The 25,479-nt window shown below is 71.4% G+C and carries 27 protein-coding genes and 1 pseudogene; 16 read left to right on the top strand and 12 right to left on the bottom strand.

All coding sequences use genetic code 11. The annotated features are described in order from the left end of the window. Window positions 1-86 precede the first annotated feature (86 nt). Window positions 87-884 (top strand): S16 family serine protease, encoded by a 798-nt coding sequence (locus IF09_RS0127310; RefSeq protein WP_030299932.1) that lies wholly within the window; start codon window positions 87-89, stop codon window positions 882-884. Here the strand turns inward: IF09_RS0127310 and IF09_RS0127305 are convergent. From IF09_RS0127305 to IF09_RS0127290, 4 genes are all read right to left on the bottom strand, one after another. Next, the gene (locus IF09_RS0127305) at window positions 814-2,139 is read right to left on the bottom strand and encodes an MFS transporter (protein ID WP_030299929.1); all 1,326 of its coding nucleotides are present in this window, start codon (window positions 2,137-2,139) and stop codon (window positions 814-816) included. The two genes, IF09_RS0127310 and IF09_RS0127305, sit on opposite strands and share 71 nt — an antisense overlap. Beyond that, window positions 2,136-2,348 (bottom strand): hypothetical protein, encoded by a 213-nt coding sequence (locus IF09_RS0127300; RefSeq protein ID WP_030299928.1) that lies wholly within the window; start codon window positions 2,346-2,348, stop codon window positions 2,136-2,138. The genes IF09_RS0127305 and IF09_RS0127300 overlap by 4 nt, the downstream gene beginning before the upstream one ends. 101 nt (window positions 2,349-2,449) lie before the next feature. Then, the gene (locus IF09_RS0127295; RefSeq protein ID WP_030299926.1) at window positions 2,450-3,079 is read right to left on the bottom strand and encodes an ArsR/SmtB family transcription factor; all 630 of its coding nucleotides are present in this window, start codon (window positions 3,077-3,079) and stop codon (window positions 2,450-2,452) included. 79 nt (window positions 3,080-3,158) lie between these two features. After that, window positions 3,159-3,629 (bottom strand): Lrp/AsnC family transcriptional regulator, encoded by a 471-nt coding sequence (locus IF09_RS0127290; RefSeq protein WP_030299924.1) that lies wholly within the window; start codon window positions 3,627-3,629, stop codon window positions 3,159-3,161. A gap of 129 nt (window positions 3,630-3,758) precedes the next feature. On the opposite strand from IF09_RS0127290, the gene hppD reads away from it, so the two are divergent. Then, a complete protein-coding gene (gene hppD, locus IF09_RS0127285) occupies window positions 3,759-4,913 on the top strand; it encodes a 4-hydroxyphenylpyruvate dioxygenase (protein ID WP_030299922.1) in 1,155 nt (384 codons plus the stop codon). Window positions 4,914-5,058: 145 nt separating this feature from the next. On the opposite strand, the gene IF09_RS0127280 is transcribed toward hppD, so the two are convergent. Then, entirely contained in the window at window positions 5,059-6,576 is a 1,518-nt protein-coding gene (locus IF09_RS0127280) for a tetratricopeptide repeat protein (protein WP_199920488.1), read from the bottom strand. Between the two features lie 105 nt (window positions 6,577-6,681). Here IF09_RS0127280 and IF09_RS0127275 point away from each other — a divergent pair, with 105 nt between their 5' ends. Further along, the gene (locus IF09_RS0127275; RefSeq protein ID WP_030299919.1) at window positions 6,682-8,064 is read left to right on the top strand and encodes an FAD-binding oxidoreductase; all 1,383 of its coding nucleotides are present in this window, start codon (window positions 6,682-6,684) and stop codon (window positions 8,062-8,064) included. Between the two features lie 47 nt (window positions 8,065-8,111). Here the strand turns inward: IF09_RS0127275 and IF09_RS0127270 are convergent, their stop codons facing one another. Further along, window positions 8,112-8,591: an SsgA family sporulation/cell division regulator gene (locus IF09_RS0127270; RefSeq protein ID WP_030299917.1), complete on the bottom strand. Its 480-nt coding sequence runs from the start codon at window positions 8,589-8,591 to the stop codon at window positions 8,112-8,114. A 268-nt stretch (window positions 8,592-8,859) separates the two neighbouring features. On the opposite strand from IF09_RS0127270, the gene IF09_RS0127265 reads away from it, so the two are divergent. Beyond that, on the top strand, window positions 8,860-10,446 hold the full coding sequence (locus tag IF09_RS0127265) for an RDD family protein (protein WP_030299914.1): 1,587 nt from the start codon (window positions 8,860-8,862) through the stop codon (window positions 10,444-10,446). Window positions 10,447-10,546: 100 nt separating this feature from the next. Further along, the gene (locus IF09_RS0127260) at window positions 10,547-11,293 is read left to right on the top strand and encodes an RDD family protein (protein WP_030299913.1); all 747 of its coding nucleotides are present in this window, start codon (window positions 10,547-10,549) and stop codon (window positions 11,291-11,293) included. Between the two features lie 39 nt (window positions 11,294-11,332). Here the strand turns inward: IF09_RS0127260 and IF09_RS0127255 are convergent, their stop codons facing one another. Beyond that, a complete protein-coding gene (locus tag IF09_RS0127255) occupies window positions 11,333-11,680 on the bottom strand; it encodes a hypothetical protein (protein ID WP_030299911.1) in 348 nt (115 codons plus the stop codon). A 383-nt stretch (window positions 11,681-12,063) separates the two neighbouring features. Between IF09_RS0127255 and IF09_RS0127250 the strand changes: the two genes are divergently transcribed. Then, complete coding sequence (locus IF09_RS0127250; RefSeq protein ID WP_234321169.1) at window positions 12,064-14,475, top strand: immune inhibitor A domain-containing protein; 2,412 nt, start codon at window positions 12,064-12,066, stop codon at window positions 14,473-14,475. A 112-nt stretch (window positions 14,476-14,587) separates the two neighbouring features. Further along, window positions 14,588-14,890, top strand: a complete 303-nt coding sequence (locus IF09_RS0127245) for a hypothetical protein (protein WP_030158646.1) — start codon at window positions 14,588-14,590, stop codon at window positions 14,888-14,890. Between the two features lie 27 nt (window positions 14,891-14,917). Here IF09_RS0127245 and IF09_RS0127240 read toward each other — a convergent pair whose 3' ends face one another. Together IF09_RS0127240 and IF09_RS0127235 are read right to left on the bottom strand one after the other, a co-directional pair. Next, window positions 14,918-15,520 carry an isochorismatase family protein gene (locus IF09_RS0127240; RefSeq protein ID WP_030299906.1) on the bottom strand — a complete coding sequence of 201 codons (603 nt, stop codon included), beginning with the start codon at window positions 15,518-15,520 and terminating at the stop codon, window positions 14,918-14,920. A 101-nt stretch (window positions 15,521-15,621) separates the two neighbouring features. Continuing rightward, window positions 15,622-16,950, bottom strand: coding sequence for a nicotinate phosphoribosyltransferase (locus tag IF09_RS0127235; protein WP_030299904.1), 1,329 nt, complete (start codon window positions 16,948-16,950; stop codon window positions 15,622-15,624). A gap of 81 nt (window positions 16,951-17,031) precedes the next feature. Here IF09_RS0127235 and clpS point away from each other — a divergent pair, with 81 nt between their 5' ends. The 8 genes and pseudogenes from clpS (at window position 17,032) to IF09_RS0127200 (ending at window position 21,776) form a co-directional block, all read left to right on the top strand. Continuing rightward, window positions 17,032-17,346 (top strand): ATP-dependent Clp protease adapter ClpS, encoded by a 315-nt coding sequence (gene clpS / locus IF09_RS0127230; RefSeq protein ID WP_030299901.1) that lies wholly within the window; start codon window positions 17,032-17,034, stop codon window positions 17,344-17,346. After that, complete coding sequence (locus IF09_RS0127225; RefSeq protein WP_030299898.1) at window positions 17,346-17,963, top strand: DUF2017 domain-containing protein; 618 nt, start codon at window positions 17,346-17,348, stop codon at window positions 17,961-17,963. Before clpS ends, IF09_RS0127225 begins: the two co-directional genes overlap by 1 nt. Before the next feature lie 43 nt (window positions 17,964-18,006). Further along, window positions 18,007-18,105 (top strand): annotated as a pseudogene (locus IF09_RS48595) (hypothetical protein); the annotation flags it as partial. A gap of 207 nt (window positions 18,106-18,312) precedes the next feature. Then, on the top strand, window positions 18,313-19,773 hold the full coding sequence (locus IF09_RS0127220) for an amino acid permease (protein WP_030299896.1): 1,461 nt from the start codon (window positions 18,313-18,315) through the stop codon (window positions 19,771-19,773). 76 nt (window positions 19,774-19,849) lie between these two features. Further along, on the top strand, window positions 19,850-20,272 hold the full coding sequence (locus IF09_RS0127215) for a Mov34/MPN/PAD-1 family protein (protein WP_030299894.1): 423 nt from the start codon (window positions 19,850-19,852) through the stop codon (window positions 20,270-20,272). Between the two features lie 77 nt (window positions 20,273-20,349). Next, a complete protein-coding gene (locus IF09_RS48325; protein ID WP_311318620.1) occupies window positions 20,350-20,457 on the top strand; it encodes a putative leader peptide in 108 nt (35 codons plus the stop codon). 81 nt (window positions 20,458-20,538) lie between these two features. Further along, window positions 20,539-20,826, top strand: a complete 288-nt coding sequence (locus IF09_RS0127205; protein ID WP_030299892.1) for a MoaD/ThiS family protein — start codon at window positions 20,539-20,541, stop codon at window positions 20,824-20,826. Then, the gene (locus tag IF09_RS0127200) at window positions 20,826-21,776 is read left to right on the top strand and encodes a PLP-dependent cysteine synthase family protein (protein ID WP_030299888.1); all 951 of its coding nucleotides are present in this window, start codon (window positions 20,826-20,828) and stop codon (window positions 21,774-21,776) included. Before IF09_RS0127205 ends, IF09_RS0127200 begins: the two co-directional genes overlap by 1 nt. Window positions 21,777-22,311: 535 nt before the next feature. Here IF09_RS0127200 and IF09_RS0127195 read toward each other — a convergent pair. Together IF09_RS0127195 and IF09_RS0127190 are read right to left on the bottom strand one after the other, a co-directional pair. Next, window positions 22,312-22,662 carry a DUF488 family protein gene (locus IF09_RS0127195; RefSeq protein WP_030299885.1) on the bottom strand — a complete coding sequence of 117 codons (351 nt, stop codon included), beginning with the start codon at window positions 22,660-22,662 and terminating at the stop codon, window positions 22,312-22,314. After that, window positions 22,659-23,078: a hypothetical protein gene (locus IF09_RS0127190; RefSeq protein ID WP_030299883.1), complete on the bottom strand. Its 420-nt coding sequence runs from the start codon at window positions 23,076-23,078 to the stop codon at window positions 22,659-22,661. The genes IF09_RS0127195 and IF09_RS0127190 overlap by 4 nt, the downstream gene beginning before the upstream one ends. A 205-nt stretch (window positions 23,079-23,283) precedes the next feature. Between IF09_RS0127190 and IF09_RS0127185 the strand changes: the two genes are divergently transcribed. Then, window positions 23,284-24,036, top strand: coding sequence for an MBL fold metallo-hydrolase (locus IF09_RS0127185; RefSeq protein ID WP_030299881.1), 753 nt, complete (start codon window positions 23,284-23,286; stop codon window positions 24,034-24,036). Window positions 24,037-24,121: 85 nt separating this feature from the next. On the opposite strand, the gene IF09_RS0127180 is transcribed toward IF09_RS0127185, so the two are convergent. After that, window positions 24,122-25,378 carry a PTS transporter subunit EIIC gene (locus IF09_RS0127180; RefSeq protein WP_030299879.1) on the bottom strand — a complete coding sequence of 419 codons (1,257 nt, stop codon included), beginning with the start codon at window positions 25,376-25,378 and terminating at the stop codon, window positions 24,122-24,124. Window positions 25,379-25,479: the final 101 nt, after the last annotated feature.

Raw genomic sequence — 25,479 nt, 5'->3', positions numbered from 1 at the left:
GCGCCGAGGCGCGCCCCCCTCCCTGCGCCGAGGGTGGCGGGACGGCGGGGCGCGGGGGCGGTGGGGGCGCCCGATAGATTGGGCGGGTGCTCTCTCGCCTCACACGTCTGCCGCGTCCCGCCGCCCTGGCCGTCTGCGCCCTGCCCGTACTCGGGCTGTTCGCCGCCGCGGCCTTCGCGCCGCTGCCCTTCGTGATCGCCCAGCCGGGGCCCACGGCCGACGTGCTCGGCGCCCGCGACGGCAAGCCCGTGATCACCGTCACGGGCGCCCCGACCCGGCAGACCACGGGCCAGCTCCGGATGACCACCATCCAGGCCACCGGTCCCTCCACCACCGTGACCCTGCCCGAGCTCGTCGACGACTGGTTCGACAGCAGCCGGGCGGTCATGCCCAGGGAGGCGGTCTACCCCTCGGGCGGAAGCGACAAGGAGATCGAGGAGCACAACCTGGAGGAAATGGCGACGTCGCAGTCGACGGCCGCCCAGGCCGCCCTCGGCTACCTCCACAAGGACCCGAAGGACGTGAAGGTCCAGCTCAACCTCGCCGACGTGGGCGGCCCGAGCGCCGGCCTGCTCTTCTCCCTCGGCATCGTCGACAAGCTCGACGGCGACGGCAGCGGCGGCGATCTCACCGGCGGCCGCACCGTCGCCGGTACGGGCACCATCAGCGCGGACGGCAAGGTCGGCGCGGTCGGCGGCGTGGCCCTGAAGACCCAGGCCGCGCAGCGCGACGGGGCGAGCGTGTTCCTCGTACCGGAGGCCGAGTGCGCCGATGCGCAGTCCGAACTCCCCGAGGGGCTCCGTCTGGTCCCCGTCAGTTCTCTGACGGATGCGGTGCAGTCGCTGCGTGCGCTGACCCGGGGAGAGCCGGTTCCGTCCTGCTGAGCTCCGCCGGGTCGACCGGATCCCGGCCGGTCTCCGGCAGGCGCTCCATCGTGCGCCAGGCCGGGAAGACCAGCGGCGCGAGCGTGGTCAGCAGGTAGACGCCGCCGAACAGCAGCAGGGCCGGCCTCGCCCCGAACCCGTCGGCGAGCAGGCCCGCCGCGAGCCCGCCCAGCGGCATGGTCAGCTCGCAGCCGGCCGTGGTCACGCCCGAGACGCGGCTGCGCAGCTCGTCCGGGATCCTCTCGTAGAGCACGGTGGTCAGGATCGGGTTCAGCATGCCCGCGCCCAGCCCGGACAGCGCCATCGTCACCGCGAGCGGCAGCGGGGTGTCGGTGAAGGCGGCCACCGCGTACCGGGGTGCACCGCACAGCAGGAAGGCAGTCGCGTACACGGTCCTGCGGGAGAACCGCTCGCCCCACACCCCGTAGAGCAGGGCGCCCAGCAGCGCGAAGCCGCCGAAGAGGGAGACGAGCAGGCCGACCGCGGTGGCGCCGCCGAGGGCCTCGCGGCCGTGCACGGGCAGCAGGACCGCGGACCAGCCCTGGTCCAGGCCGTTGGTCATCATCACCATCACGGTGATGCCGGCCAGCAGCCGCGAGCGGGTGAGGAAGGTCCAGCCCTCGGCCAGTTCGGCCCGGTAGCCGGCCAAGGAGATCTTCCCGGAGGCGCGCTGCGGCTCGGCGGCCGGTACCCCGCGCAGGAAGGCGGTGACCAGCAGCGCCGACACGGCGAAGGTGGCCGCGTCCAGCAGCAGGGCGGACTCGGCACCGAAGACCGCGATCAGTACGCCGGCCAGCGCGGCCCCGATCATCCGGGCTCCGCGGGAGACCGCGTCGTACAGGCTCGCCGCCCGCGCCACGGTGGTGCCGGCGTGCTCGGCGAGGTCCGGCAGCAGGACGCCGCGGGCGGTCAGGCCGGGGGTGTGGACGAGGCCCCCGACGGCCATCAGCGCGCACAGCATCCAGAACTCCAGCGCGCCCGCGTAGTGCAGCAGCGGGATCGCGCCGACCGAGAAGGCGCAGATGAGGTCGGAGGCCGCAGAGACCCGGCGGCGGCCGATCCGGTCGATGACCGGGCCGCCGACGAGCGCGGCGACGACGACGGGCAGGGTGGCGCAGAAGGCGACGACCCCGGCCCGGCCGGCGCTGCCCGTGGTCTGGAGCACGAACCACGGGACGCCGATCAGGGTGAGGGAACTACCGGCTATGGAAACGGTGTTGGCGGCCAGGACGGCCGCGAACGGTCGTCGGCTCATGCGGCGTGCTGGACGCGGGCGTGGAGGTGGGCGGGCTGCATCAGCCGGATCCCGGCGCTGATCAGGGCCTCCCCGAGCAGGTTGCGCAGGGCGGGGGCGGCCGGGGCGGCTTCGCGGGCCAGGTGCCAGGCGGCGGCCTCGGCGGCGAGTTCGGCGCTACGGGCGGCGTGCGTGACGGTGTGGATCTCGGCGGGCGTGAAGGCGTGCACGACAGGACTCCTTCTGCGGTGAAGCAGTGAAGCGGTGGATACGGCGAATGCGGCGAATGCGGTGAATGCGGCGGATGCGAGGAGGGCGGGGAAGGACGTGGCTACTCGCCGGTCCGCGGGAAGACGTGCGAGTGGAGGCGGACCGTCTTCGTGTCTTCCGACGGCGGCAGGTCGCGGTAGCTGTTGATCAAGTCGTGCATCTTGCGGATCAGCTCGAGGGTCTGGCCGGGTGTCAGGCGCAGCGTGAAGTCGCTGACCTCCGAGGCGCGCCGCCAGTCCTGGGACCAGCTGAGGGCCGTGCCGAGCCAGGTGCTCAGCTCCTGCGTGTGGATCGTCGCGAGCTCGTGCAGGAAGAGGTCCGCCGCGCCGCGCGTGGCCGGGTCCTCGTCGTACAGCAGCTGCTCGTCGAACCGGGTGCCGTCATGGACGGCCCGCCACCAGCGTTCGCGGCCCTTGCCGTGCTCCGGCGCGTCCTCGACGAACCCGTGCGCGGCGAGCTGGCGCAGGTGGTAGCTGGTCGCGCCGCTGGACTCCCCGAGCCGTTCCGCCAGCTGCGACGCCGTGGCCGGGCCTCCGCGGCGCAGTGCGGCCAGCATGCGCATGCGCAGGGGGTGGGCGAGACCGCGCAGGGAGCGGGCGTCGAGCGTACGGACCTTGGGTTCTTCGGCGCTCGGCTCTTCGGTGTTCGGTTCTTCGGTGTTGGCTTCTTCGGTGTTCGGTTCTTCGGGCATGGCTCAACCATAGAGTTGCAAAGATTTCTATGCAAGGGTTTCTTTGCAACGTGTTCTTTGGAACTGTCGAGGCGGCGGCTCAGCCCTCGTGCGCCGCCTGCTCCACCAGGGGGATGACCCGCAGCGGCACCGGGTTCTCCATGACGATCGCCGTCGAGGCCCGCACGATCCCCTCGAATCCGACGACCCGGTCGATCACCCGCTGCAGATCGGCGTTGGACCGCGCCACGAGCCGGCACAGCATGTCCCCGTGCCCGGTCGTGGTGTGCAGCTCCAGCACCTCCGGCACGCCGTTCAAGTGCGCCCGTACGTCGGCGCCTTGGCCCTGCTTGATCTCCAGCGTCGCGAACGCGGTCACCGGGTACCCGAGGGCCGCCGGGTCCACCTGCGGTCCGAAGCCGCGTATGACCCCGTTCGACTGGAGCCGGTCGAGCCGGGCCTGCACGGTGCCGCGGGCCACGCCGAGCCGGCGCGAGGCCTCCAGGACCCCGATCCGGGGCTCGCGGGCGAGCAGGACGATGAGCCGGCCGTCGAGTTCGTCGATGCCCATGGAAGCCTTCCCTCGATCGGCTGGTCATACTGCACAGATCTCTCAGTAATACTCCGCCCCGACTGGTCAGCCTGTACAGCCAAACAGGAAACTATTGCGCAGCTTGTGGATCGGCGGGACTCTGCGGCTATGACTGAGTCTTTGGTGAACCTCGAGACCACCCCGCACACCGCGCGTGAGGCAGACCCCTTCCCGGTGAAGGGCATGGACGCGGTCGTCTTCGCCGTAGGCAACGCCAAGCAGGCCGCGCACTACTACTCCACCGCGTTCGGCATGAAGCTCGTCGCCTACTCCGGACCGGAGAACGGCGTCCGCGAGACGGCCAGCTACGTCCTGACCAACGGCTCCGCGCGCTTCGTGCTGACCTCGGTGATCAAGCCGACGACGGACCACGGCCGTTTCCTCGCCGAGCACGTCACCGAGCACGGCGACGGTGTCATCGACCTCGCGATCGAGGTCCCGGACGCGCGGGCGGCGTACGCGTACGCCGTCGAGCAGGGTGCGCGCGGCCTGGACGAGCCGTACGAGATGAAGGACGAGCACGGCACGGTCGTGCTGGCCGCCATCGCGACGTACGGGCAGACCCGCCACACGCTGGTCGAGCGCGTCGACTACACCGGGCCCTACCTGCCGGGTTACGTCGCCGTCGAGCCGATGGTGGCGGCGCCGGCCAAGCGGACCTTCCAGGCGATCGACCACTGCGTGGGCAACGTCGAGCTCGGCCGGATGAACGAGTGGGTCGCGTTCTACAACAAGGTCATGGGCTTCACGAACATGAAGGAGTTCGTGGGCGACGACATCGCGACCGAGTACTCGGCGCTGATGTCGAAGGTGGTCGCGGACGGGACGAAGAAGGTCAAGTTCCCGATCAACGAGCCGGCGATCGCGAAGAAGAAGTCGCAGATCGACGAGTACCTGGAGTTCTACGGCGGCCCCGGCGTCCAGCACATCGCGCTGGCCTCGAACGACATCGTGGCGACCGTGCGCACGATGCGCGCGGCGGGCGTGCAGTTCCTGTCGGTCCCGGACTCGTACTACGACACGCTCGGCGAGTGGGTCGGTGACACGCGGGTCCCGATCGACGAACTGCGCGAGCTGAAGATCCTGGCCGACCGGGACGAGGACGGGTACCTGCTGCAGATCTTCACCAAGCCGGTGCAGGACCGTCCGACGGTGTTCTTCGAGATCATCGAGCGGCACGGGTCGATGGGCTTCGGCAAGGGCAACTTCAAGGCGCTGTTCGAGGCGATCGAGCGGGAGCAGGAGAAGCGGGGCAACCTGTAGGCCGAAGGTCCCGGCCCCCCCCGGCCCCCCGGCGCCGCCTGTCGGCGCCGGGGGGGGGCCTTGCCGTTGATTTCGGGTGCGGCGCCGTCGCAGCCCCCGGACCCCCGCGCCGTACACCCGGGTGGGGCTGGATGCGCCGGCGGCCTCAGGCCTTGGCCGGGCCGGATGTGGCCGGCTTGGGCGACGGGCTCGGCTTCGGCTTCGCCGCCTTCGGGAGGTCCGGGGCGACCCACGGCTTGGCCGGCTGCACGTTCTCCGGGCCGCCCGGCGGCGGCTGGCCGATCGAGGCGAGGGCCTCCTTCGCCAGCGGCACCCGCGCGGGGGAGAACCGCGGGTTCGTGCGCAGCGCCTCCTCCAGGTGGCGCCGGGCCCCCGCGTCGTCGCCCAGACTCCGCTCGATCATCGCCCGGTGGTACGCGAAGTCCGCACTCCGCGCCCCCCGCTCCATCGACTTCTTCGCGTACTCCAGCGCCCCCGCGTCGTCGCCCGTCTTGTGCAGAGCCCACGCCAGTGCGTCCGCCACCTGCATGTTCTTGTGCCGCGACCACTCCTGCGTCAGCCGCTGCACGGCCACTGCCGGATCCCCGTGGTCCGCCTCGAACAGGCCGAGGACCACCGCCTCGTTCACCCCCTCCGCCGCGCCCCGCGCCGCCGCCGTGCGCAGCATCTCGTACGGGACCTTCGCCTCGGCCCTGCGCCCCAGCGCATCCAGCAGCTCGCCCAGCTCCAGCGCCAGCCGCGGCACCTGCGCCCGGCCCAGCGCCATCCGGTAGTCCCGTACCGCCTCCCCGCCGCGGCCCAGCCCGGCCAGCGCCCTGGCCCGGCCGCCCAGCGCCTCCGCCTGCGCCGGGTCCGCCCGCAGCGCGCCCTCGTACTGGCGCAGCGCCTCCTTCGCGTCCCCGCGCTCCCAGGCCAGCTCCCCGAGCCGGAACAGCACGTAGGCCTTCTCCGCCGGCGACTTCGCCGCACCCGCCGCGTGCTCCATCGCCATCGTCGCGTCCTCGCGCCAGCCGCGGTCCCGGTACACCTGCGAGGCCCGGATGAACGCCGCCAGCCCCGGTCGCAGGTCCACCAGCCGCTCCATCGACCGCTCGGCGGCCTTGTAGTCGCCGAGGCCCGTGTACGCGTCCACCAGCACCGGGTAGGCCGTCCACCGCTTCGGCGCCTGCGCCCGTACGAGCTCGCCCCACTTCTTCCCGGTTGCGAAGTCGCCCCGGGCATTGGCCAGCGTGCCCATGCCCGTCATCGCGTCGAAATTGCCCTTCTCGGCCGGGCGGATCTCCAGCGACCGCTTCAGCGCCTTCTCCGCCTTCGGGTACCAGCCGGGCTCCGCCGTCCGGCGCGCCTGCTCCAGGTACGCCGCCCCGAGCACCGCCCAGGACGCGTCGTCCTTGTCGTGCCCCGCGACCCACTGCTCCCGGTCCGCGACCAGCGCCGTCAGGTCCACCGCCGCCGCCGGCGCACCCATGCCGACCGCCGAGGCGGCCCGCTCGGTGGGCCCCGGCGGGCGCGCGTCGTCGCCCTGGCGGGCCGGCCGGATCAGCAGGGCCCCGGCGATCAGGACCACCGCGACCGCGGCCGCCACGAGCGTCTTGCGGCCGGTGAAGGTCACGGGTGGCGCGGGCTGCTGAGCTTCCTCGTCGATTCGGTCGATACGGTCCATGGGGTCACTGTGCGTCAATATGATGAGTGAGCAGAGGTGTCCGAAGCCCGTCGCGGCCGTGTTCACACCGATGGCCCCCGGTGTCACGCTGGGCTCATGGATGTCATGGACGACGATCTCTCCGTACGTCTGCGCGCGAGCCTCCTGGAGGGGCTCCCCGCCGAGGCCCTCCTCACCGATCCCGAGGTGACCGCCTCCTACGCCACCGACATGGCCAACTTCTGCGCCGCCGGCACCCCGGCGGCCGTGGTCCTGCCCCGCACCGTCGAACAGGTGCAGCACGTGCTGCGCACCGCCACCGCCCTACGGGTCCCCGTCGTCCCGCAGGGCGCCCGCACGGGTCTTTCGGGCGCCGCCAACGCCTCCGACGGCTGCATCCTGCTCTCCCTCGTCAAGATGGACCGGATCCTCGAGATCAACACAGTCGACCGCATCGCCGTCGTCGAACCCGGCGTCGTCAACGCGGTGCTCTCACGGGCCGTCGCCGCGCAGGGCCTGTACTACCCGCCCGACCCCTCCAGCTGGGAGCAGTGCACGATCGGCGGCAACATCGGCACCGCGTCCGGCGGCCTGTGCTGCGTCAAGTACGGGGTCACCGCCGAGTACGTGCTCGGCCTCGACGTGGTCCTCGCCGACGGCAGGCTCCTGCGCACCGGCCGGCGTACCGCCAAGGGAGTCGCCGGATACGACCTCACCCGGCTCTTCGTCGGCTCCGAGGGCAGCCTCGGCGTCGTCGTCCAGGCCGTCCTCGCCCTGCGCCCGGCGCCGCCCCGGCAGCTCGCGCTGGCCGCCGAGTTCCCCTCGGCCGCGGCCGCCTGCGCGGCAGTCTGCGCCGTCATGGAGGCCGGCCTCACGCCCTCGCTGCTGGAACTGATGGACCGTACGACCGTCCGCGCCGTCAACGCACTCGGCAACATGGGCCTCCCCGACACCACCGAGGCCCTGCTCCTCGCCGCCTTCGACACCCCGCACGCGCCCGACGACCTCGCGGCCGTGGGAAAGCTGTGCACGGCCGCCGGAGCCACCGCCGTCGTCCCCGCCGAGGACGAGGCCGAGTCCGAACTGCTGCTCCAGGCCCGTCGGATGTCGCTGACCGCCCTGGACACCCTGCGCCCGGCGACGATGATCGACGACGTCTGCGTACCGCGCTCGCGGCTCGCCGAGATGCTGGACGGCACGGCCGCCATCGCCCGCACGTACGGCCTGCTCATCGGGGTCTGCGCGCACGCCGGCGACGGCAACACCCACCCGGTGGTCTGCTTCGACCCGGCCGACGAGGACGAGACGCGCCGGGCCCGCGAGTCCTTCGACGAGATCATGGCGCTGGGCCTGGCCCTCGGGGGGACCATCACCGGCGAGCACGGCGTCGGGATCCTGAAGAAGGAGTGGCTCGCGAGGGAACTGGGGCCGGTGGGGCTGGAGATGCAGCGCGCGGTCAAGCAGGCCTTCGACCCGCTCGGCCTGCTCAACCCCGGCAAGCTCTTCTGACCGTACGCCCGGTATGGAACGTACGAGCCCGAGGCGGCGGATCCGCATCACAGGTCGCCGTCCGCCGACTCGTCCGACGGCCACGGGTCCCGCATCCACGGGTCGTCGGCCGGGGTCGGCGCGAGCAGCTCCGCCAGCGCGTCGTCCAGGCCCAGCCGCTCGGCCTCGGTGCCGGGCGGGACCACGCACAGCGTGCGCTCCAGCCACGCCGACACCGAGCCGGCCGGGGCCTCCAGCAGGGCGTCGCCGTCGGGGGAGGTCAGGGCCATGCAGAGGACGGCCTTGTTGTCGACCTTCGTGGGCCAGATCCGGACGTCTCCGTGGCCGCACGGACGGAAGACCCCCTCGACGAGCAGCTCGCGGGCGAAGGTCCAGTTGACGGGGGTGCTGGAGCCGGCGTGGAAGGTGATGTGCACGGCGTAGGGGTCGTCCGTCAGGTACACCAGCCGGGCAGGGACGGCGATGCTGCGCTCGGGGGACAGGACCAGCTTGAGTTCCAGCTCGCGCTCGATGACGGGGTGGTGCATGGCGGCCTCACTTCGGGATCTCCGGTTCGTGTCGTGGGGCCGGGTTCGCGCCCCACACCCGGAGAGAGCGCCGATGTGCCCGGGTATGACGCGACTTCGCGCACCTCATCGGGATTGGCCTGATCCTGTCGGGTGACTGAAAACAGCCGTAGGGTGCGGCATTCGCTCAAAGGCTTGGATTCTCCCGTTACCGGACCTGTCGGGGCACGGTTCTTGGCTATGGTCCTCCCCTTGCACAAGCCTCAAGCCACGATCGGAGTTGGGGACATTGACGGCCTCCCCTGGTGACGGCGAGCACGCGGCCCGCGAGGGCTACTACCCCGATCCGTCCATCCCCGGGTTCGTCCGGTACTGGAACGGCCTCAACTGGGTTCCGGGTACGAGCCGCCCTGCCGCGCGGTCCGACGAGACCGGCCCGGTGTTCCTGGACGAGACCGGCGTGACCGAGGCGCTGCCCGAACCCGAACCCGAACCCGAACCCGAACCCGAACCCGGGCCCGAACCCGTCGCCGGGCCGGCCGTACCGGCTCCCGCTCCCGCACCCGCCTGGCAGGCCGACCCGCTGCACCAGTCCGGCTTCGGCGGGCCCCGCGACCACCGCGTGTCCTGGGGAAGCCCGCCGCCGCCCGAGCCCGACGCGGGGCACGCGGCCGCCCGTTCGACGGGGGTCTCACTGGGCCGCGGGCCGCGCCCGGAGCCGCTGGACGCGGCCGAACGGCCCGAGCGCGGGCCGGGGGTGTCCTTCGCCCGTACGCCGTCCGCCGCGGCGGCGACCGCGGAGCGGTTCCCCGCGCAGGCCGCGGCCCGGGGCTCCGCCGAGGGCGTGGGGATCCTGTCCGCGCGCTCCCCGGCGGCACAGGCCCCGGCGCCCGCTCCGGCCCCGGCCCCGGCTCCCGTCGAGCCTGCGTGGCCCGCCGCCCCCGGAGGCAGTGCCGGGTCGTCCGGGCTCACCTCCTCATGGCCGCAGACCCCGCTGCACCGCGACCCGGCACCGCGGCACGAGCCCGGAACCCCGCCACCGGGCGACCCGGTGGCGGCCCGGCCCGAGCCGGAGGCCCCGGCGGCCTGGGAGTCGGCGGCCCGGCCCGAGCCGGAGGCCCCGCTGCGCCGCGACCCGGCGGCGCGCCCCGAGCCGGGGACGCCGCTGCGGCGCGACCAGGCCGCCGCTTCGGCAGCCCGGTCCGTACCGGCGCCTTCGTCGCCGGCTGCGCAGTCCCCGGCGGCCGCCCCCGCCCCCCGCCGGACGGACGCCCCCGCCGAGCCGGATCACGGCTTCGAGGCGTCGGCGCCACCGGCACAGGCACAGGCACCGGCACCGGCACCGGAGGCCGGTCGCACGGCCCCCCGGCCCACCGAGCGGGCCGTCTTCGAGCGGATGGCGGAGCAGGCGGTCCGCCCCGCCGGGCTGGTGCGCCGGGCCCTGGCCCGCGCGCTGGACACCCTCGTGCTCGGCGCGGTCGCGGCGGGTGCCGCCCGGCCCCTCCTCCCTGTGGCCACCGCCCACCTCGAGGCCAAGGTCGACGCCGCGAAGGGCAGCGGCCGCACCACCACCGTGTGGCTGTTCGACACCACCATCGCCGGATACCTGGGCCTCGTGCTGGGCGCCGTACTGCTCTTCGGGGTGTTCTACGAGGCGCTGCCCACGGCCCGCTGGGGCCGCACCCCGGGCAAGAAGCTCCTCGGGGTCCGGGTGCTGTCCGCCGCCACGCTCCGCCCGCCCACGTTCGGGGCGGCACTGCGCCGCTGGCTGGTGTACGCGTTCCTCGGGCTCCCCGGCAGCCTCTGGTGCCTGGTGGACCGGCCCCGCCGCCGGGGCTGGCACGACCGGGCGGCCGGGACGTACGTGGCCCGCTGAGACCCGGCCACGGCCCCGCCGCGGGGGCCGCCGGGGGCGGCTTCCCCCGAACGGACGCCGTCCCGTTGCGGGGCCCGCGGAGCCGGGTTCGACTCGGGCCATGAGTACCGATCAGCCGCCGCCGGGCCAGCCGCCCGAGGACGACCCGTTCCTCAAGAAGCCCCAGGAACCGACGCCTCCGTCGGGCGGTTCGCCGTACGGCCCGCCGCCGGGCGGCGCGCCCCCGCCCCCGGGCGGCACCCCACCGCCGCCGGGAGGCCCGTACGGCGGCTCGGGCGGCGGCGGATACCCGCCCCCGCCGCCCCCGTACGGCGGCGGCCCGGGTGACCCGTACGGCGGCGGCTACGGCATGCCCGATCCGCTCGCGGGGATGCCGCCGCTGGCCGACTTCGGCAAGCGGCTCGGGGCCCGCATCATCGACGTGATCGTCGTGCTCGTCCCGCTGTTCCTCATCCAGCTGGCGTTCGGCACCAACCGCTACGTGGTCGAGACGAACAAGGGGGAGGACGTCAGCGAGGTCTTCACCAAGTCGTACAGCGGCAGCGGGCTGGCCATGACGCTGATCTCGATCGTCCTGTTCGTCGGCTACGACTGGTGGTTCACCCGGAAGGACGGCAGGACCATCGGCAAGAAGGCGCTCGGGCTGCGCGTGGCGATGCTCAACGACGGCAGCGTCCCGCAGTCCGGCGCGGCCCTGGGGCGGGCCTCCATGCTCTGGCTGCCGGCGCTCCTGTGCTGCCCCTGCCTGTGGCAGATCGTGCTGATCGTGTCGATCCTCGTGGACAAACCGTACAAGCAGGGCCTGCACGACAAGGTGGCCAAGACCGTGGTGGTGAGTGCGGCGTAGCGACGAGGAGGACCGGCGTACGGCTGGGCGGCCTACGGCTCAGTGGTGCACCGGCTGTTCGACGGCGGCCGCCCGGGGTTCAGGCACCCGGGCGGCCGCCGCGTCTGCGGCCGCCGTGTCCACGGGGACCGGTCCGGGCGTGATTTCGGCAACACCGGGGGGAGCGGCAGGGGTACGGGCGGCAGCTCCGGCGGGGGCGGCGTGCCGGCCGCGGCGCCGGGGGCTCGCGGCGGTGAGCGCGACGAGCAGTCCGAGGGCCAGGGCGACGGTGGCGATGACGGCGATCCCGCGCCCCGTGCTCGTCTCCGAGAGCAGCAGCATGGCGATCGTCGACACGACTACGGTGGCGGACCCGTAGAACAGCTGGGCGGCAGTCGGACGCGGCATGGCGATTTCCGTCCTCAAGGCGGGGAGGGGGAGTCTGCTCAACTAGGTCGCGCGTCAAGCGACTCTACGTCGGGGGATTCCCGAGCGGAACCGCCAGTAAGCGTGACCTAACCCACGGTGCCGGAGCACGGGGGGCGCACGGGTTCACCCGGCCGTCCCACAGTGTGGTCAGGACGCGCCCTTCGTCCTATATGGCAGAGGAACGTCCGGATAGCGGAACTCCCTGACCGCATAGTGCAGTTGTAAGGAAGAAGTCAAGGTCTGTCTTTTCTTTAGACTCTCCGGTCAAATGTCGTCACTTGAGACGCGCGCCGCGCGGAACCCCCCGCTCCTATGGAGACGTTCCGACCTGTGTCGCGGCCGCGGGAGGGGAACGACATCAAGTGACCAGCAATTCCAGCCGTCGACGAGCGCTGCGCGCCGCAGCCATCGGTGTGACCCTGGCCGCGACAGCGGCTTCCGGCGCCTTCCTCGTCACTGCCCAGGCCTCCGAGGCGCCGTCGACCGCGCCCGCCTCGGACCGCCAGGACCCGACCGCCCCCGCGAAGGAGGCGGTCCAGCACAACCTGAAGGGCCCGTTCAGCGACCAGCAGGCACAGGCGCGGGAAGCCGCCCTGGAGCAGGTGCTGTCCGGCAAGAAGACCGTCGAGCAGCGGGGCGCCTCCAAGGTCGTCAAGCTCGACGACAGCAAGTACGTCGAGCTCGGCCGCGAGAAGACCGACAAGATCTTCACGATCCTCGTCGAGTTCGGGGACCAGGTCGACAACACGACCATGTTCGACCCGGACGGTCCGGACGGCCCGAAGCCGGCCGCCCCGAAGTACGGGGGCAACCCCGGTCCGGCGCGCAACCAGATCGCCCAGCCGGACCGCACCACGAACAACAGCACCGCCTGGCGCAAGGACTTCAGCCGCGAGTACTTCCAGGACCTGTACTTCGGTACCGGCCAGGGCAAGAACTCGCTGAAGACCTACTACGAGAAGACCTCCTCGGGCCGTTACTCGGTCGAGGGCGAGGTCGCCGACTGGGTCAAGATCCCGTACAACGAGGCCCGTTACGGCTCGAACTACTGCGGTCAGACCAACTGCGCCAACGTGTGGGACACCGTCCGTGACGGTGTCAACGCGTGGGTCGACGCCCAGAAGAAGGCCGGCAAGACCGACGCCGAGATCAAGGCCACGCTGGCCCAGTACGACCAGTGGGACCGCAACGACTTCGACGGCGACGGCAACTTCAACGAGCCCGACGGCTACATCGACCACTTCCAGATCGTCCACGCGGGCGAGGACGAGTCGGCCGGCGGCGGTGTCCAGGGCACCAACGCGCTGTGGGCGCACCGCTGGTACGCCTACGGCACCGACGCGGGCAAGACCGGCCCGGCCGACAACAAGGCCGGCGGCACCCAGATCGGCAACACCGGCATCTGGGTCGGCGACTACACGATGCAGCCGGAGAACGGCGGCCTCGGCGTCTTCGCGCACGAGTACGGCCACGACCTCGGCCTGCCGGACCTCTACGACACCTCCGGTGGCGGCGAGAACTCGGTCGGCTTCTGGTCCCTGATGTCCGCCGGCTCCTGGCTCGGCAACGGCAAGGACTCCATAGGCGACCTCCCGGGCGACATGACCGCCTGGGACAAGCTCCAGCTGGGCTGGCTGAACTACGACACGGCGAAGGCCGCGACGAAGTCCACCCACAAGCTGGGCGTCTCGGAGTACAACACCAAGGACAAGCAGGCGCTGGTCGTCGAGCTGCCGAAGAAGCAGGTCAAGACCGACATCGTCGCTCCCGCCGAGGGCTCCTCGCAGTGGTGGAGCAACATGGGTGACGACCTCAAGAACACCCTGTCGCGCTCGGTCGACCTGACCGGCAAGTCCTCCGCCGCACTGTCCCTCAAGGGCTGGTGGGACATCGAGAAGGACTACGACTACCTCTACACCGAGGTGTCCACCGACGGCGGCGCCACCTGGACCGTCCTGAACGGCACGGCCAACGGCAAGGCCATCCCGGCCGACGCCGCGGGCAACGCCGGTCTGACCGACGTCTCCGGCGGCTGGCAGGACCTGAAGTTCCCGCTCGACGCGTACGCGGGCAAGAAGATCGACCTCCGCTTCCGCTACGCCACGGACGGCGGCGCGGGCGGCAAGGGCTTCACCGGTGACGCCTTCACCATCACCGCGGACGGCCAGAACCTGTTCACCGACGGCGCCGAGAATGGCGACAACGGCTGGACCGGCAAGGGCTTCTCGCGCATCGGCGCCGGGTTCACCAAGGAGTACCCGCAGTACTACATCGCGGAGAACCGCCGCTACGTCTCGTACGACTCCACCCTCAAGGTGGGCCCGTACAACTTCGGCTGGGCCAACTCCAAGCCGGGCTGGGTCGAGCACTACCCGTACCAGGACGGCCTGCTGATCTGGCTGTGGGACAAGTCCCAGAAGGACAACAACACCAGCCAGCACCCGGGCCAGGGTCTGATCCTCCCGGTCGACGCCAACGCCAAGCCGATGAAGTGGGCGGACGGCACCCTGCTGCGGAACAAGATCCAGCCGTACGACGCGACGTTCAGCGCGTACTCGACGGACGCGTTCACCCTGCACAAGAACGGTGAGTCGCTGTTCCTGAAGCCGAAGCCCGCGAACCTGGTCTTCGACGACCACAAGGGCAAGTACTACTACGACGAGAACCCGACCGGTTCGGTGAAGGTCGCTGACACCAACACCAAGATCAAGATCGCGAAGGAGACCTACGACGGTCTCCAGATGACGATCGAGGTCGGGCCCGCCGTCAAGTAATTCGGTAAACCCGCAGGTCAAAGCATGATCGGCCGTCGCCCTCTAGCGGGCGGCGGCCGATCGCGTTTAGATGCGGGTGCGACTTTTCTTATTGACGGGGGAGCTGAAGATCATGCCCGGTGGAGGTTTCGTCAGACTGCCAGGCGGCAGCGTGGTGGTCGCGCTCACGCTGCCGAGGCCGTGCGGCGAGGGCGGAAACGTCCGCGTGCTGGTGCACGCCGCGAACCGGGCCCGCGCCCTGACCAGGCTGCGGAACCTCGGGATGCGGGCGGTCTACCTGCGCGGCAACGCGCAGCCACCGACCCCGGACGAGGTCACGGCCGTCCTGCACCACCCGGACGGCCTGCTGTGGCGCGGCGCCCCGGACCGGGCCCAGGAGCTCTGGCATCCCATCCGCGCCCTCCTGGGGCACTGACGCGGCGGGCCCCGCCCCGCTCGCCCGTCACGGGCTCTGGCGGGGGCTCTCGCCGACGAGCTCGACCCCGGCCGACCGGAGCTCCTCGACCGCCCGCGCGGCGGTGTGGGGGGCCACGGCGGCCGTCAGGTCCAGCAGCACGCGGGTGGTGAAGCCGGCGCGGGCCGCGTCCAGGGCGGTGGCGCGCACGCAGTGGTCGGTGGCGATCCCGACGACGTCGACCTCGGTGACCTGCCGGTCGTGCAGCCACCGGGCGAGCGCGGTGCCGTTCTCGTCGGCGCCCTCGAACCCGCTGTACGCGGCCTCGTACGCGCCCTTGTCGAAGACGGCGGCGACGGCCCCGGAGGCGACCGCGGGCGCGAAGTTCGGGTGGAACCCGACGCCCTCGGTGCCGGCGACGCAGTGCACCGGCCAGGAGGTCTCGAAGTCCGGCTCGGCCGGGGGGCGCGCGAAGTGCGGCCCGGGGTCGACGTGGTGGTCGCGGGTGGCGACGACGTGCCGGTAGCCGGCCGTGGCCTGGCCGATCAGCTCGGTGATCGCGGCGGCGACGTCGGCCCCTCCGGCGACCGCGAGGCTGCCGCCTTCGCAGAAGTCGTTCTGTACGTCGACGACGATCAGTGCGCGGTGCATGTCGCGTGTCCTTCGGTTGTCGTATGTGCCGCTGCGCGGGCTCTTCCCCCGCCCCGCCCCTCCCCGAAACCGGGGGCGCCGGCCCCCGGCCCGCAGACCGGCTACGCGTACTCGGTCGGGATGACCGGCTCGCCGCGCGAGAGCTGCGTCGCGGAGAGCGGGAGGCCGGCGCGGGCCTCGCGGTGACGGTCGCGCGGCGCCTCCAGCGGCTCGCGGGCGACGACCTCGCCCGCCTTGACCTGCTCGACCAGCAGCTGCCGGTCCGCCAGCGCGGACGGGACGGGCCCGGTGCCGATCACCTCCGCCTCGGCGACGCCCTCCGCGTCGACCCGCCGCGCAGCCCACTTGCGGCCGCCGATCGAGGTCTTCCCGCCCGTGGACTTCTTCGCCACCGGCACCAGCGGAGCCTTCGGGTCCGTCGACGCGGCCCGCGCCACCAGCTTGTAGACCATCGAGCACGTCGGGTGCCCGCTGCCCGTCACCAGCTGCGTGCCGACCCCGTACGCGTCCACCGGAGCCGCCGCCAGCGAGGCGATGGCGTACTCGTCCAGATCGGAGGTGACCACGATCTTCGCCGCGGTCGCCCCCAGCTCGTCCAGCTGCTGCCGCACCCGGTGCGCGACCAGCAGCAGGTCGCCGGAGTCGATCCGGACCGCCCCCAGCCCCGTACCGGCGACCTCGACGGCCGTCCGCACGGCCTCCGCCACGTCGTACGTGTCCACCAGCAGGGTCGTCCCGCTGCCCAGCGAGGCCACCTGGGCCTGGAAGGCGTCCCGCTCGGTGTCGTGCACCAGCGTGAAGGCGTGCGCCGAGGTCCCGACCGTCGGGATCCCGTACCGGAAGCCGGCCGCCAGGTCCGAGGTGGAGGTGAAGCCGCCGACGTACGCGGCGCGCGAGGCCGCCACCGCCGCCAGCTCGTGGGTGCGCCGCGCACCCATCTCGATCAGCGGCCGGTCGCCGGCCGCCGAGGCCATCCGGGAGGCCGCGGCAGCGATCGCCGAGTCGTGGTTGAGGATCGAGAGGATGACCGTCTCCAGCAGCACGCACTCGGCGAAGCTGCCCTCGACGCGCAGGACCGGGGACCCGGGGAAGTAGACCTCGCCCTCCGGGTAGCCCCAGATGTCGCCCGAGAAGCGGTACGAGGACAGCCAGTCCAGGGTCCGCATGTCGACGACGGCCCGCTCCCGCAGGAACTCCAGCACCGCACTGTCGAAGCGGAAGTTCTCCACCGCGTCCAGGACGCGGCCGGTGCCGGCCACCACCCCGTAGCGGCGGCCCTCGGGCAGCCGCCGGGTGAAGACCTCGAAGACCGAGCGGCGGTCGGCGGTGCCGTTCGCCAGGGCGGCCTGCAGCATCGTGAGCTCGTAATGATCCGTGAAGAGCGCTGTCGACGGCACGTCCACCGGCAGGCCCAGGTCCGCAGGGTTCATGTCACGGATGCTAGCGCACATTTCGTCAAAGTGACGAGATCTCGGGACCCGTTTGTGCGACCGGCCGGTCACAGTGGCAGCATGGGACAAGTGAGTGTTGCTCCCATTGAGATCGAACGCACCGAGTCGGCCGAAGAGACGTTCGCCGTCCCCGAACCCGACGTTCCCTGGGTGACCCTGGTGCACAACGACCCGGTCAACCTCATGAGCTACGTGACGTACGTGTTCCAGGCGTACTTCGGCTATTCCAAGGACAAGGCGCACAAGCTGATGCTCGACGTCCACCACAAGGGGCGGGCGGTCGTGTCCAGCGGCACCCGCGAGGAAATGGAGCGCGACGTGCAGGCCATGCACGGCTACGGCCTGTGGGCGACCCTCTCCCAGGACCGCTTCTGATGGGGCGGTCCGCCGGGATGTTCGAAGCCCTCAAGGGGGGCGGCGCCGTCGTCGCGCTGGACGAGATCGAGATCTCCATCCTGCGCTCCCTCGCCGTCCAGCTGCTGGAGCTCATCGGCCCGGGCGCGCCCGAGCCCGACGAGGACGCCGACCCGCTCGCCGTGCTCTTCGCCGAGGGCAACGAGGGGCCCACCGAGCGCCCCTCCGACCCCGCGCTGATCCGGCTCTTCCCCGACGCCTACGGCGGCCCCGGCCCCGAGGACCAGAAGGTGGACCCGGAGGAGCTCGCCGCCCGGTCGGCGGAATTCCGCCGCTTCACCGAGAACGACCTGCGCTCCCGCAAGCGGGAGGACGCGCTGGCCGTCGTGCGCAGCCTGGACGCGCTCACCCCCGGCGGGGACGGGGCGGCCGTGCTCGAGCTCACCGGGGAACTCCCGCTGCGCTGGCTGGGGGCGCTCAACGACCTGCGCCTGACCATCGCGGCGCGCCTCGACATCACCGAGGACGACGAGAGCGCGATGCTCTTCCGGCTGCCGGACGACGACCCGCGCAAGCCGATGGTGATGGCCTACCTCTGGCTCGGCGGCCTCCAGGAGACGCTCATCGAAACCCTCTGAGAACCCTCGGAAACCTCAGGAAAGCCTCAAGCGGGAACACTGTTCGCGCATTGTTCGCTCAGCGGACGCTCAAATCCGGATAACGATCAGATCACCGCGATGCGGTGATCTGCTGCGTGTCAGGACCTTTGTCCTGAATTGAATGTGCCCCGGATCACTTTTTCGCGCCTCGGCCACCCGTAAGCCCGTGATAAATCTTCACGACCGCCGACGGGGCGCCACCCATGTCCCCCGGCCGCTTGAACCGGCTGACCGCCGGGTGCAACTCCATCCGTATCCGGGGGGATCGAGGACCCGATCCGCTGCCTTTCGAAGGCGCGGGTCGGCGTGGAGAAAGGCGCACCAAGACATGACCTCTGTGCAGGTCGAGCAGCACGACAGGGCACCCGGCGAGGGCGCCGCGGCCGAGGGCGGCGAGGGTTACCACCGCGCACTCGGAGCCCGCCAGATCCAGATGATCGCGATCGGCGGAGCCATCGGCACCGGCCTCTTCCTGGGCGCCGGCAAGGCCATCTCGAAGGCCGGCCCGAGCCTCATCCTGGCCTACGCCATCGCGGGCCTGGTCATCTTCTTCATCATGCGCGCCCTGGGCGAGCTGCTGATGTACCGCCCGGTCTCGGGATCCTTCTCGGACTACGCCCGGGAGTTCCTCGGTCCCTTCTGGGGGTACGCGACGGGCTGGACGTACTGGCTCTTCTGGGTGGTCACCGGTATCACCGAGGTGACCGCGGCGGCCAAGTACATGTCGTACTGGACCCATGACAGCTTCCCGCAATGGGCCTACGCGCTGATCTTCACCGTCATCCTCTACGCCGCCAACCTGATCTCCGTGAAGCTCTTCGGCGAGCTCGAGTTCTGGTTCTCGATGGTCAAGGTCACCGCCATCGTCGGCATGATCCTGATCTGCGCCGGCATCCTCACCGTCGGCTTCTCCGACGCGGCCGCCACCGCCTCCGTCTCCAACCTGTGGAGCGACCGCGGCTTCTTCCCGAACGGCATCGGCGAGACGCTGATGACGCTCCAGATCGTCATGTTCGCCTTCCTGGCGGTCGAGCTGGTCGGCGTCACCGCCGGCGAGTCCAAGGACCCCGAGAAGACCCTGCCCAAGGCCATCAACACCGTGCCGTGGCGCATCGCCGTCTTCTACCTCGGCGCCCTCATCATGATCATGTCGGTCATCCCGTGGTCCAACTTCAAGGCGGGCGAGAGCCCGTTCGTGCTGGCCTTCGAGAAGATGGGCCTCGGCGTCGGCGCCGCGATCGTCAACTTCGTCGTCCTGACCGCCGCGCTGTCCTCCTGCAACTCGGGCATGTACTCCACGGGCCGCATGCTGCGCGACCTCGCCCTCAACGGCCAGGGCCCGAAGTTCTTCACCAAGCTCACCAAGAGCGGCACCCCGCTCGTGGGCACCACGTTCTCCGCCGCGCTGATGCTGGTGGGCGTCTGGATCAACTACGTCGCCCCGGGCAAGGCCTTCGACTACGTCGTCTCCTTCGCCACCATCTCCGGCATGTGGGCCTGGATCATGATCCTCGTCTGCCAGATCCGCTACCGCGCCAAGGCCGACCGCGGCGAGCTGCCGCAGTCCCCCTTCCGCGCCCCCGGCGCCCCGTGGACCAGCTGGTTCGCCCTGCTGTTCATCGGCATGGTCATCGTGATGATGGGCATCGACAAGGACTCCCGCGTCTCGCTGTACTGCGCGCCGCTGTGGGGCCTGATCCTGGGCGTCTCGTACCTGGTGCTCAAGAAGCGCAACCCGGCCGGAGCCGCCTTCAACAAGGCCGGCAAGGCCGCGGAGCCGGTCGCCTAACCACCTCTGTCCAGCATTCGGGCCCTCTCGTACCACATCTCGGTACGGGAGGGCCCGTCTGCTTATCCTGTCGCTCATGCTGACCCTTACCCAGGCGCTGTACGACCAGATCGTCGAGCACGCCCGCAAGGACCACCCGGACGAGGCGTGCGGCGTCGTGGCCGGACCGGCGGGCACCGACCGCCCCGAGCGGTTCGTCCCGATGCTCAACGCGGCCCGCTCGCCCACGTTCTACGAGTTCGACTCGAAGGATCTGCTGAAGCTGTACCGCGAGCTCGACGACCGGGACGAGGACCCCGTGATCGTCTACCACTCGCACACCGCCACCGAGGCCTACCCCTCCCGTACGGACATCACGTACGCGAACGAGCCGGGCGCGCACTACGTGCTGGTCTCGACGGCGGACACCGACGGCCTCGGGGAGTTCCAGTTCCGCTCGTACCGGATCGTCGAAGGCGTCATCACGGAGGAGGAAGTACGGGTCGTCGAGGCCTATTGACCACGATGTGAGCGGTTTGCGTCCACGATGCGGGATCACACTCCAAACGGGGGACCGGGAATCGTTAACATGACCGCATGGTTCCCCACGACGTGAGCATCGAGACGCCCAGCAGGCTCCTGCTTGTGGCGCGGCTGCACGTCGACCTGTGCCGCCTCGCCAGCAGCATCTGTCCTGCCGCCTGAGCACCACGGCCCCTCGCGCGGGGGCCCATGCGCCGCGCGCCCTTAAGCCCCTCCCGCATCACTTCACAACTGGAGCCTGCCATGGCCATCGAGGTCCGCATCCCGACCATCCTCCGCACCTACACCGACGGCGAGAAGGCCGTCAACGGTGAGGGCGCCACCCTGTCCGAGCTGTTCGCGGACCTCGAGACGCGCCACAAGGGCATCCGGGAGCGACTCGTCGAAGAGGGTGACGGCGGCAAGCTGCGCCGCTTCGTGAACGTCTACCTCAACGACGAGGACGTCCGCTTCCTCGACGGCATCTCCACCGCCCTCAAGGACGGCGACAGCGTCACCATCCTCCCGGCGGTCGCCGGCGGCTCCGTCTGATGCGCTACGACTCCCCGCTGGCCGCGGTCGGCAACACGCCGCTGGTCCGGCTGCCCCGCCTGTCGCCCTCGGACGACGTGCGCATCTGGGCCAAGCTGGAGGACCGGAACCCGACCGGCTCGATCAAGGACCGCCCCGCGCTCCACATGGTCGAGCAGGCCGAGAGGGACGGCCGGCTGACCCCCGGCTGCACGATCCTGGAGCCCACCTCGGGCAACACCGGCATCTCGCTCGCGATGGCGGCCAAGCTCAAGGGCTACCGGATCGTGTGCGTCATGCCGGAGAACACCTCGCAGGAGCGGCGTGACCTCCTGGCCATGTGGGGAGCGGAGATCATTTCGTCGCCGGCGGCGGGCGGATCGAACACCGCGGTCCGGGTGGCCAAGGAACTGGCGGCGGAGCACCCCGACTGGGTGATGCTCTACCAGTACGGGAACCCGGACAACGCGGGCGCCCACTACGCGACCACCGGCCCCGAGATCCTGCGGGACCTCCCCTCGATCACCCACTTCGTGGCGGGCCTGGGCACGACGGGCACCCTGATGGGCGTCGGCCGCTACCTGCGCGAGCACGTGCCCGGCGTACGGATCGTCGCGGCGGAGCCGCGGTACGACGACCTGGTCTACGGCCTGCGCAACCTGGACGAGGGCTTCGTCCCGGAGCTGTACGACGCCTCGGTCCTGACGACCCGCTTCTCGGTGGGCTCGGCGGACGCGGTGACGCGTACGCGGGAACTCCTCCAGCAGGAGGGCATCTTCGCGGGCGTCTCCACGGGCGCCGCCCTGCACGCCGCGATCGGCGTGGCCCGCAAGGCGGTGGCCGCCGGCGAGACGGCGGACATCGTCTTCGTCGTGGCCGACGGCGGCTGGAAGTACCTCTCGACCGGCGTCTACACGGCGAAGACGACGGAAGAGGCGATCGAAACCCTCCAGGGCCAGCTCTGGGCATAGCCCCGCAGCCCGCCCCGCTCCGCCGGGCGAAATCCAGCCCCGCCGGCGTCAGAGGCGCGGGGGTTCGGGGGCGGCGCCCCGACAGCGGCGCCGCAGACGCAACGGGGCCCGGGGCGTGGCCCGGGAAACGGCGAGAGGACGGGGCGGGGCGCAGGCACCGCGCAGCGGTCCGGCGGCGGGCGGGACCGGCCCGGGGCCCACGGGGCCCGGACCGTCCCGCGGCGGAGGTTTCGGCGCAGCGCCGCCTCACGGAGCGGGAGCGGTCCGCGGCCGGGCGGTGCCACTCCGGACGTTCGTGTCGGCTCGCGGATCCTCTCCGCATCCGGCCCGCGTTCGGCGGTGACCGCTCGTCCTCGACTCACCACCGCAGTGCCCTCACCCCCCGGTGCTCCTACCAGCCGCCGGATGCAGCCCCGCCGGAAACGAGGCACCGGGGAGAGGCCCCCGGACGGTGATCGGCCGAGGCCTCGCCCATGAGCCCGAAAGCCGGGCCACCAGGCCCCTCCACGGAGGCCCCGGTGCCCGGCAGGGAACGTCACCCGGTCAACAGCTCCGCCAGGATGGCGGCGTGGCTCGACGCGGGGTCCTTGACCGCGGTCAGGAGTGTGACCGGGCCCGCCTCGGCCAGCGTGCGCAGCCGGTCCAGTTCCGCCGCCGCGTCCGGCGCCGCCAGCTCCTCCTCGTAGCGGGCCCGGAACTCCTGCGCCGTGCCCCCGCCCCCGTGGAACCACTTGCGCAGTTCCCCGGACGGCGTCACCGCCTTGGGCCATTCGTCCACCCCCGCCGCCGCTTTCGCCAGGCCCCGCGGCCACAGCCGGTCCACGAGCACCCGTACGCCGTCCTCCTCCGGCTCCGGGGGGTCGTACACACGCCGCAACCGGATCACGAGCCACCTCCGAGTCCCTTGACCTCGTCCCACACCGCAGGATCCAGCACGCCCAGCCGGCTCCGGAACTCCCACACCCACACCTCCGCCGGCCGGTCCGCCTCCAGGAAGCTCGCCCGGCCCTGCGCGCCCACCGTCCCCGGGGGCAGCGGGATCACCCCGGCCCGCCGGTCGTCGTACTTCCCGGTGATCCACGCGACCCGCGCCCGGTGGGCCCGCACGGACGACACGGCCAGCACCAGGCACAGCCGCCCGTCCGCCAGACACCACAGCTCACCCGCCCGGGGCCGCGGCGCCGCACCCGGCCCGTGCGGTGGCGGGGCCCGCCGGGGCATGCCCGGCCGCCGCCCCGCGACCAGCACGACCAGAACCACGGCCACCACCGCGGCCGCCGCGGGCCACCAGGACGTGTCCATATTCCGAAGGTAGCCGCGCCCGGACCCCTCAGCACGGCAGTGCACCGGCACGCCCGTGCCCACCGTCGCTCCCCCGGGTGACAGCACAGGTGATTCCCCCCACAACGGCCTGCCGCGGAGGAGCGACCCGACGTTTTGCGCCTTACGCTCGACCCACGCACGGCCCGCATTCCGTCCACGGACCGTCCCCGGAGGTTCTCGCTCCATGAAGCTCACCGTCGTCGGCTGCTCGGGGTCGTTCCCGTCCGCGGAATCGGCCTGTTCGAGCTACCTCGTCGAGGCCGACGGCTTCCGGCTGCTCCTCGACATGGGCAACGGCGCCCTCGGCGAACTGCAGCGCCACGTCGGTCTCTACGACCTCGACGCGATCTTCCTGAGCCATCTGCACGCCGACCACTGCATCGACATGTGCGGCTACTTCGTCGCCCGCTACTACCGGCACGAGGGCGGCCGCTGCGGCACGATCCCCGTCTACGGCCCCGAGGGCACCGAGAAGCGCTTGACGACCGCCTACGAGGACGTCCCCGACGAGCGCTCCATGAGCGAGGTCTTCGACTTCCGGACCCTGAAGTCCGGCAGCTTCGAGATCGGTCCGTTCACGGTGCGCACCGAGCGGGTCAGCCACCCCGTGGAGGCCTACGGCATCCGCGTCGAGCACGGCGGCCGCTCCCTCACGTACTCCGGCGACACGGGTGTCTGCCCCGAGCTGGGGATGCTCGCCGAGGGCACGGACCTGTTCCTGTGCGAGGCCTCCTTCACGCACGGCAAGGAGGACATCCCGGACCTCCACCTCAACGGCCGCGAGGCCGGGGAGTTCGCGCGCGGCGGCAGGGTCGGCCGGCTCGTCCTGACGCACATCCCGCCGTGGACGGACGCCCGCCAGAACCTCGCAGACGCCCGCGCGGCCTACGACGGTCCGGTCGACCTCGCGTACGCGGGCGCCGTCTACGAGGTCTGAGTGCGGCGCTGCGGTCGTACGCACGAGGAAGCCCCCGCTCTCCCGGGAAGGGAGGGCGGGGGCTTCGCCGCAGGCGGCGCCGTGGCTACTTGGCCTCGGCCTTGAGGAGCTCGGCGAGCTCCTCGTCGGACTCGCGGCCCGGCGTCGGGAGGTTGAACTTCGTGATCGCGAAGCGGAAGACCGCGTAGTAGACCGCAGCGAAGCACAGGCCCACGACCGCCAGGCCCAGCGGGTTGGTGGCCTTGCCCAGGTTCAGCAGGTAGTCGATGGCGCCTGCGGAGAAGCCGAAGCCGTCCTTCATGCCGAGCCCCCACGTCAGGGCCATGGAGACACCGGTCAGCACCGCGTGGATCGCGTACAGGACCGGGGCGATGAACATGAACGTGAACTCGATCGGCTCGGTCACACCGGTGACGAACGAGGTCAGCGCGAGGGAGAACATCATGCCGCCGACGACCTTGCGGCGCTCGGGGCGGGCGCAGTGCACGATCGCGAGGCAGGCCGCCGGAAGGGCGAACATCATGATCGGGAAGAAGCCGGTCATGAACTGTCCGGCGCTCGGGTCACCCGCCAGGAAGCGGGAGATGTCGCCGCTCTTGCCCTGGAACTCGCCGGCCTGGAACCACGGGAAGGAGTTCAGCAGGTGGTGCATGCCGACCGGGATCAGCGCACGGTTGGCGACACCGAAGATGCCCGCGCCGACGGCGCCGGAGCCGACGAGCCACTCACCGAAGGTGTGCAGACCCGTGCCGAGGACCGGCCAGATCAGGCCGAAGACGATGCCGATGACGAGACCGGCGAACGCGGAGAGGATCGGGACCAGACGGCGGCCACCGAAGAAGCCCGCCCACTCGGGCAGCTTGGTCCGGTAGAACTTCTGGTAGATCAGGGCGACCACGATGCCCATGACGACACCGCCGAGCACCTTGGCGTCGACCGGCGCGTCGATCATGACGACCTTGCCGTCGACCGCCTTGGCGATCTTCGGCAGGTTCGAGTCGGTGAACGTGGCGAGCACGTTCTTGAAGACCAGGTAGCCGGTCACCGCGGCGAGCGCGGTCGAGCCGTCGGACTTCTTGGCGAAGCCGATGGCGATGCCGACGGCGAACAGCAGCGCCATGTTGTCGAGGATCGCGCCACCGCCGGCGGACATGTATCCGGCGATCTTGGTCAGGAACGTCGGCAGCGAGGGGTCGCCGAGCATGTCCTTGTCGCCGAGGCGGACGAGCAGCGCGGCGGCCGGGAGCACCGCAACGGGGAGCATGAGGCTCCGGCCGATGCGCTGCATGACGGCCATCACGCCCGCGCCCTTCTTCTTTTCCGCAGCGGTGGCTGTGGACATGGGCTTCCTCCAGAAGGCAAGGCGCCGCCCAGGGGGTGCAACCGGGGGATGGCGGCGTCTCAGAACGGGGGTACGCGAGCTCCGGACCGGGCTTGCGTGGT

It is taken from the genome of Streptomyces katrae, from assembly GCF_000717655.1.
Lineage (GTDB): Bacteria > Actinomycetota > Actinomycetes > Streptomycetales > Streptomycetaceae > Streptomyces > Streptomyces katrae_B.
Note: the sequence above shows the minus strand (reverse complement) of the source record. Positions and strands in the feature narration are given on the sequence as shown.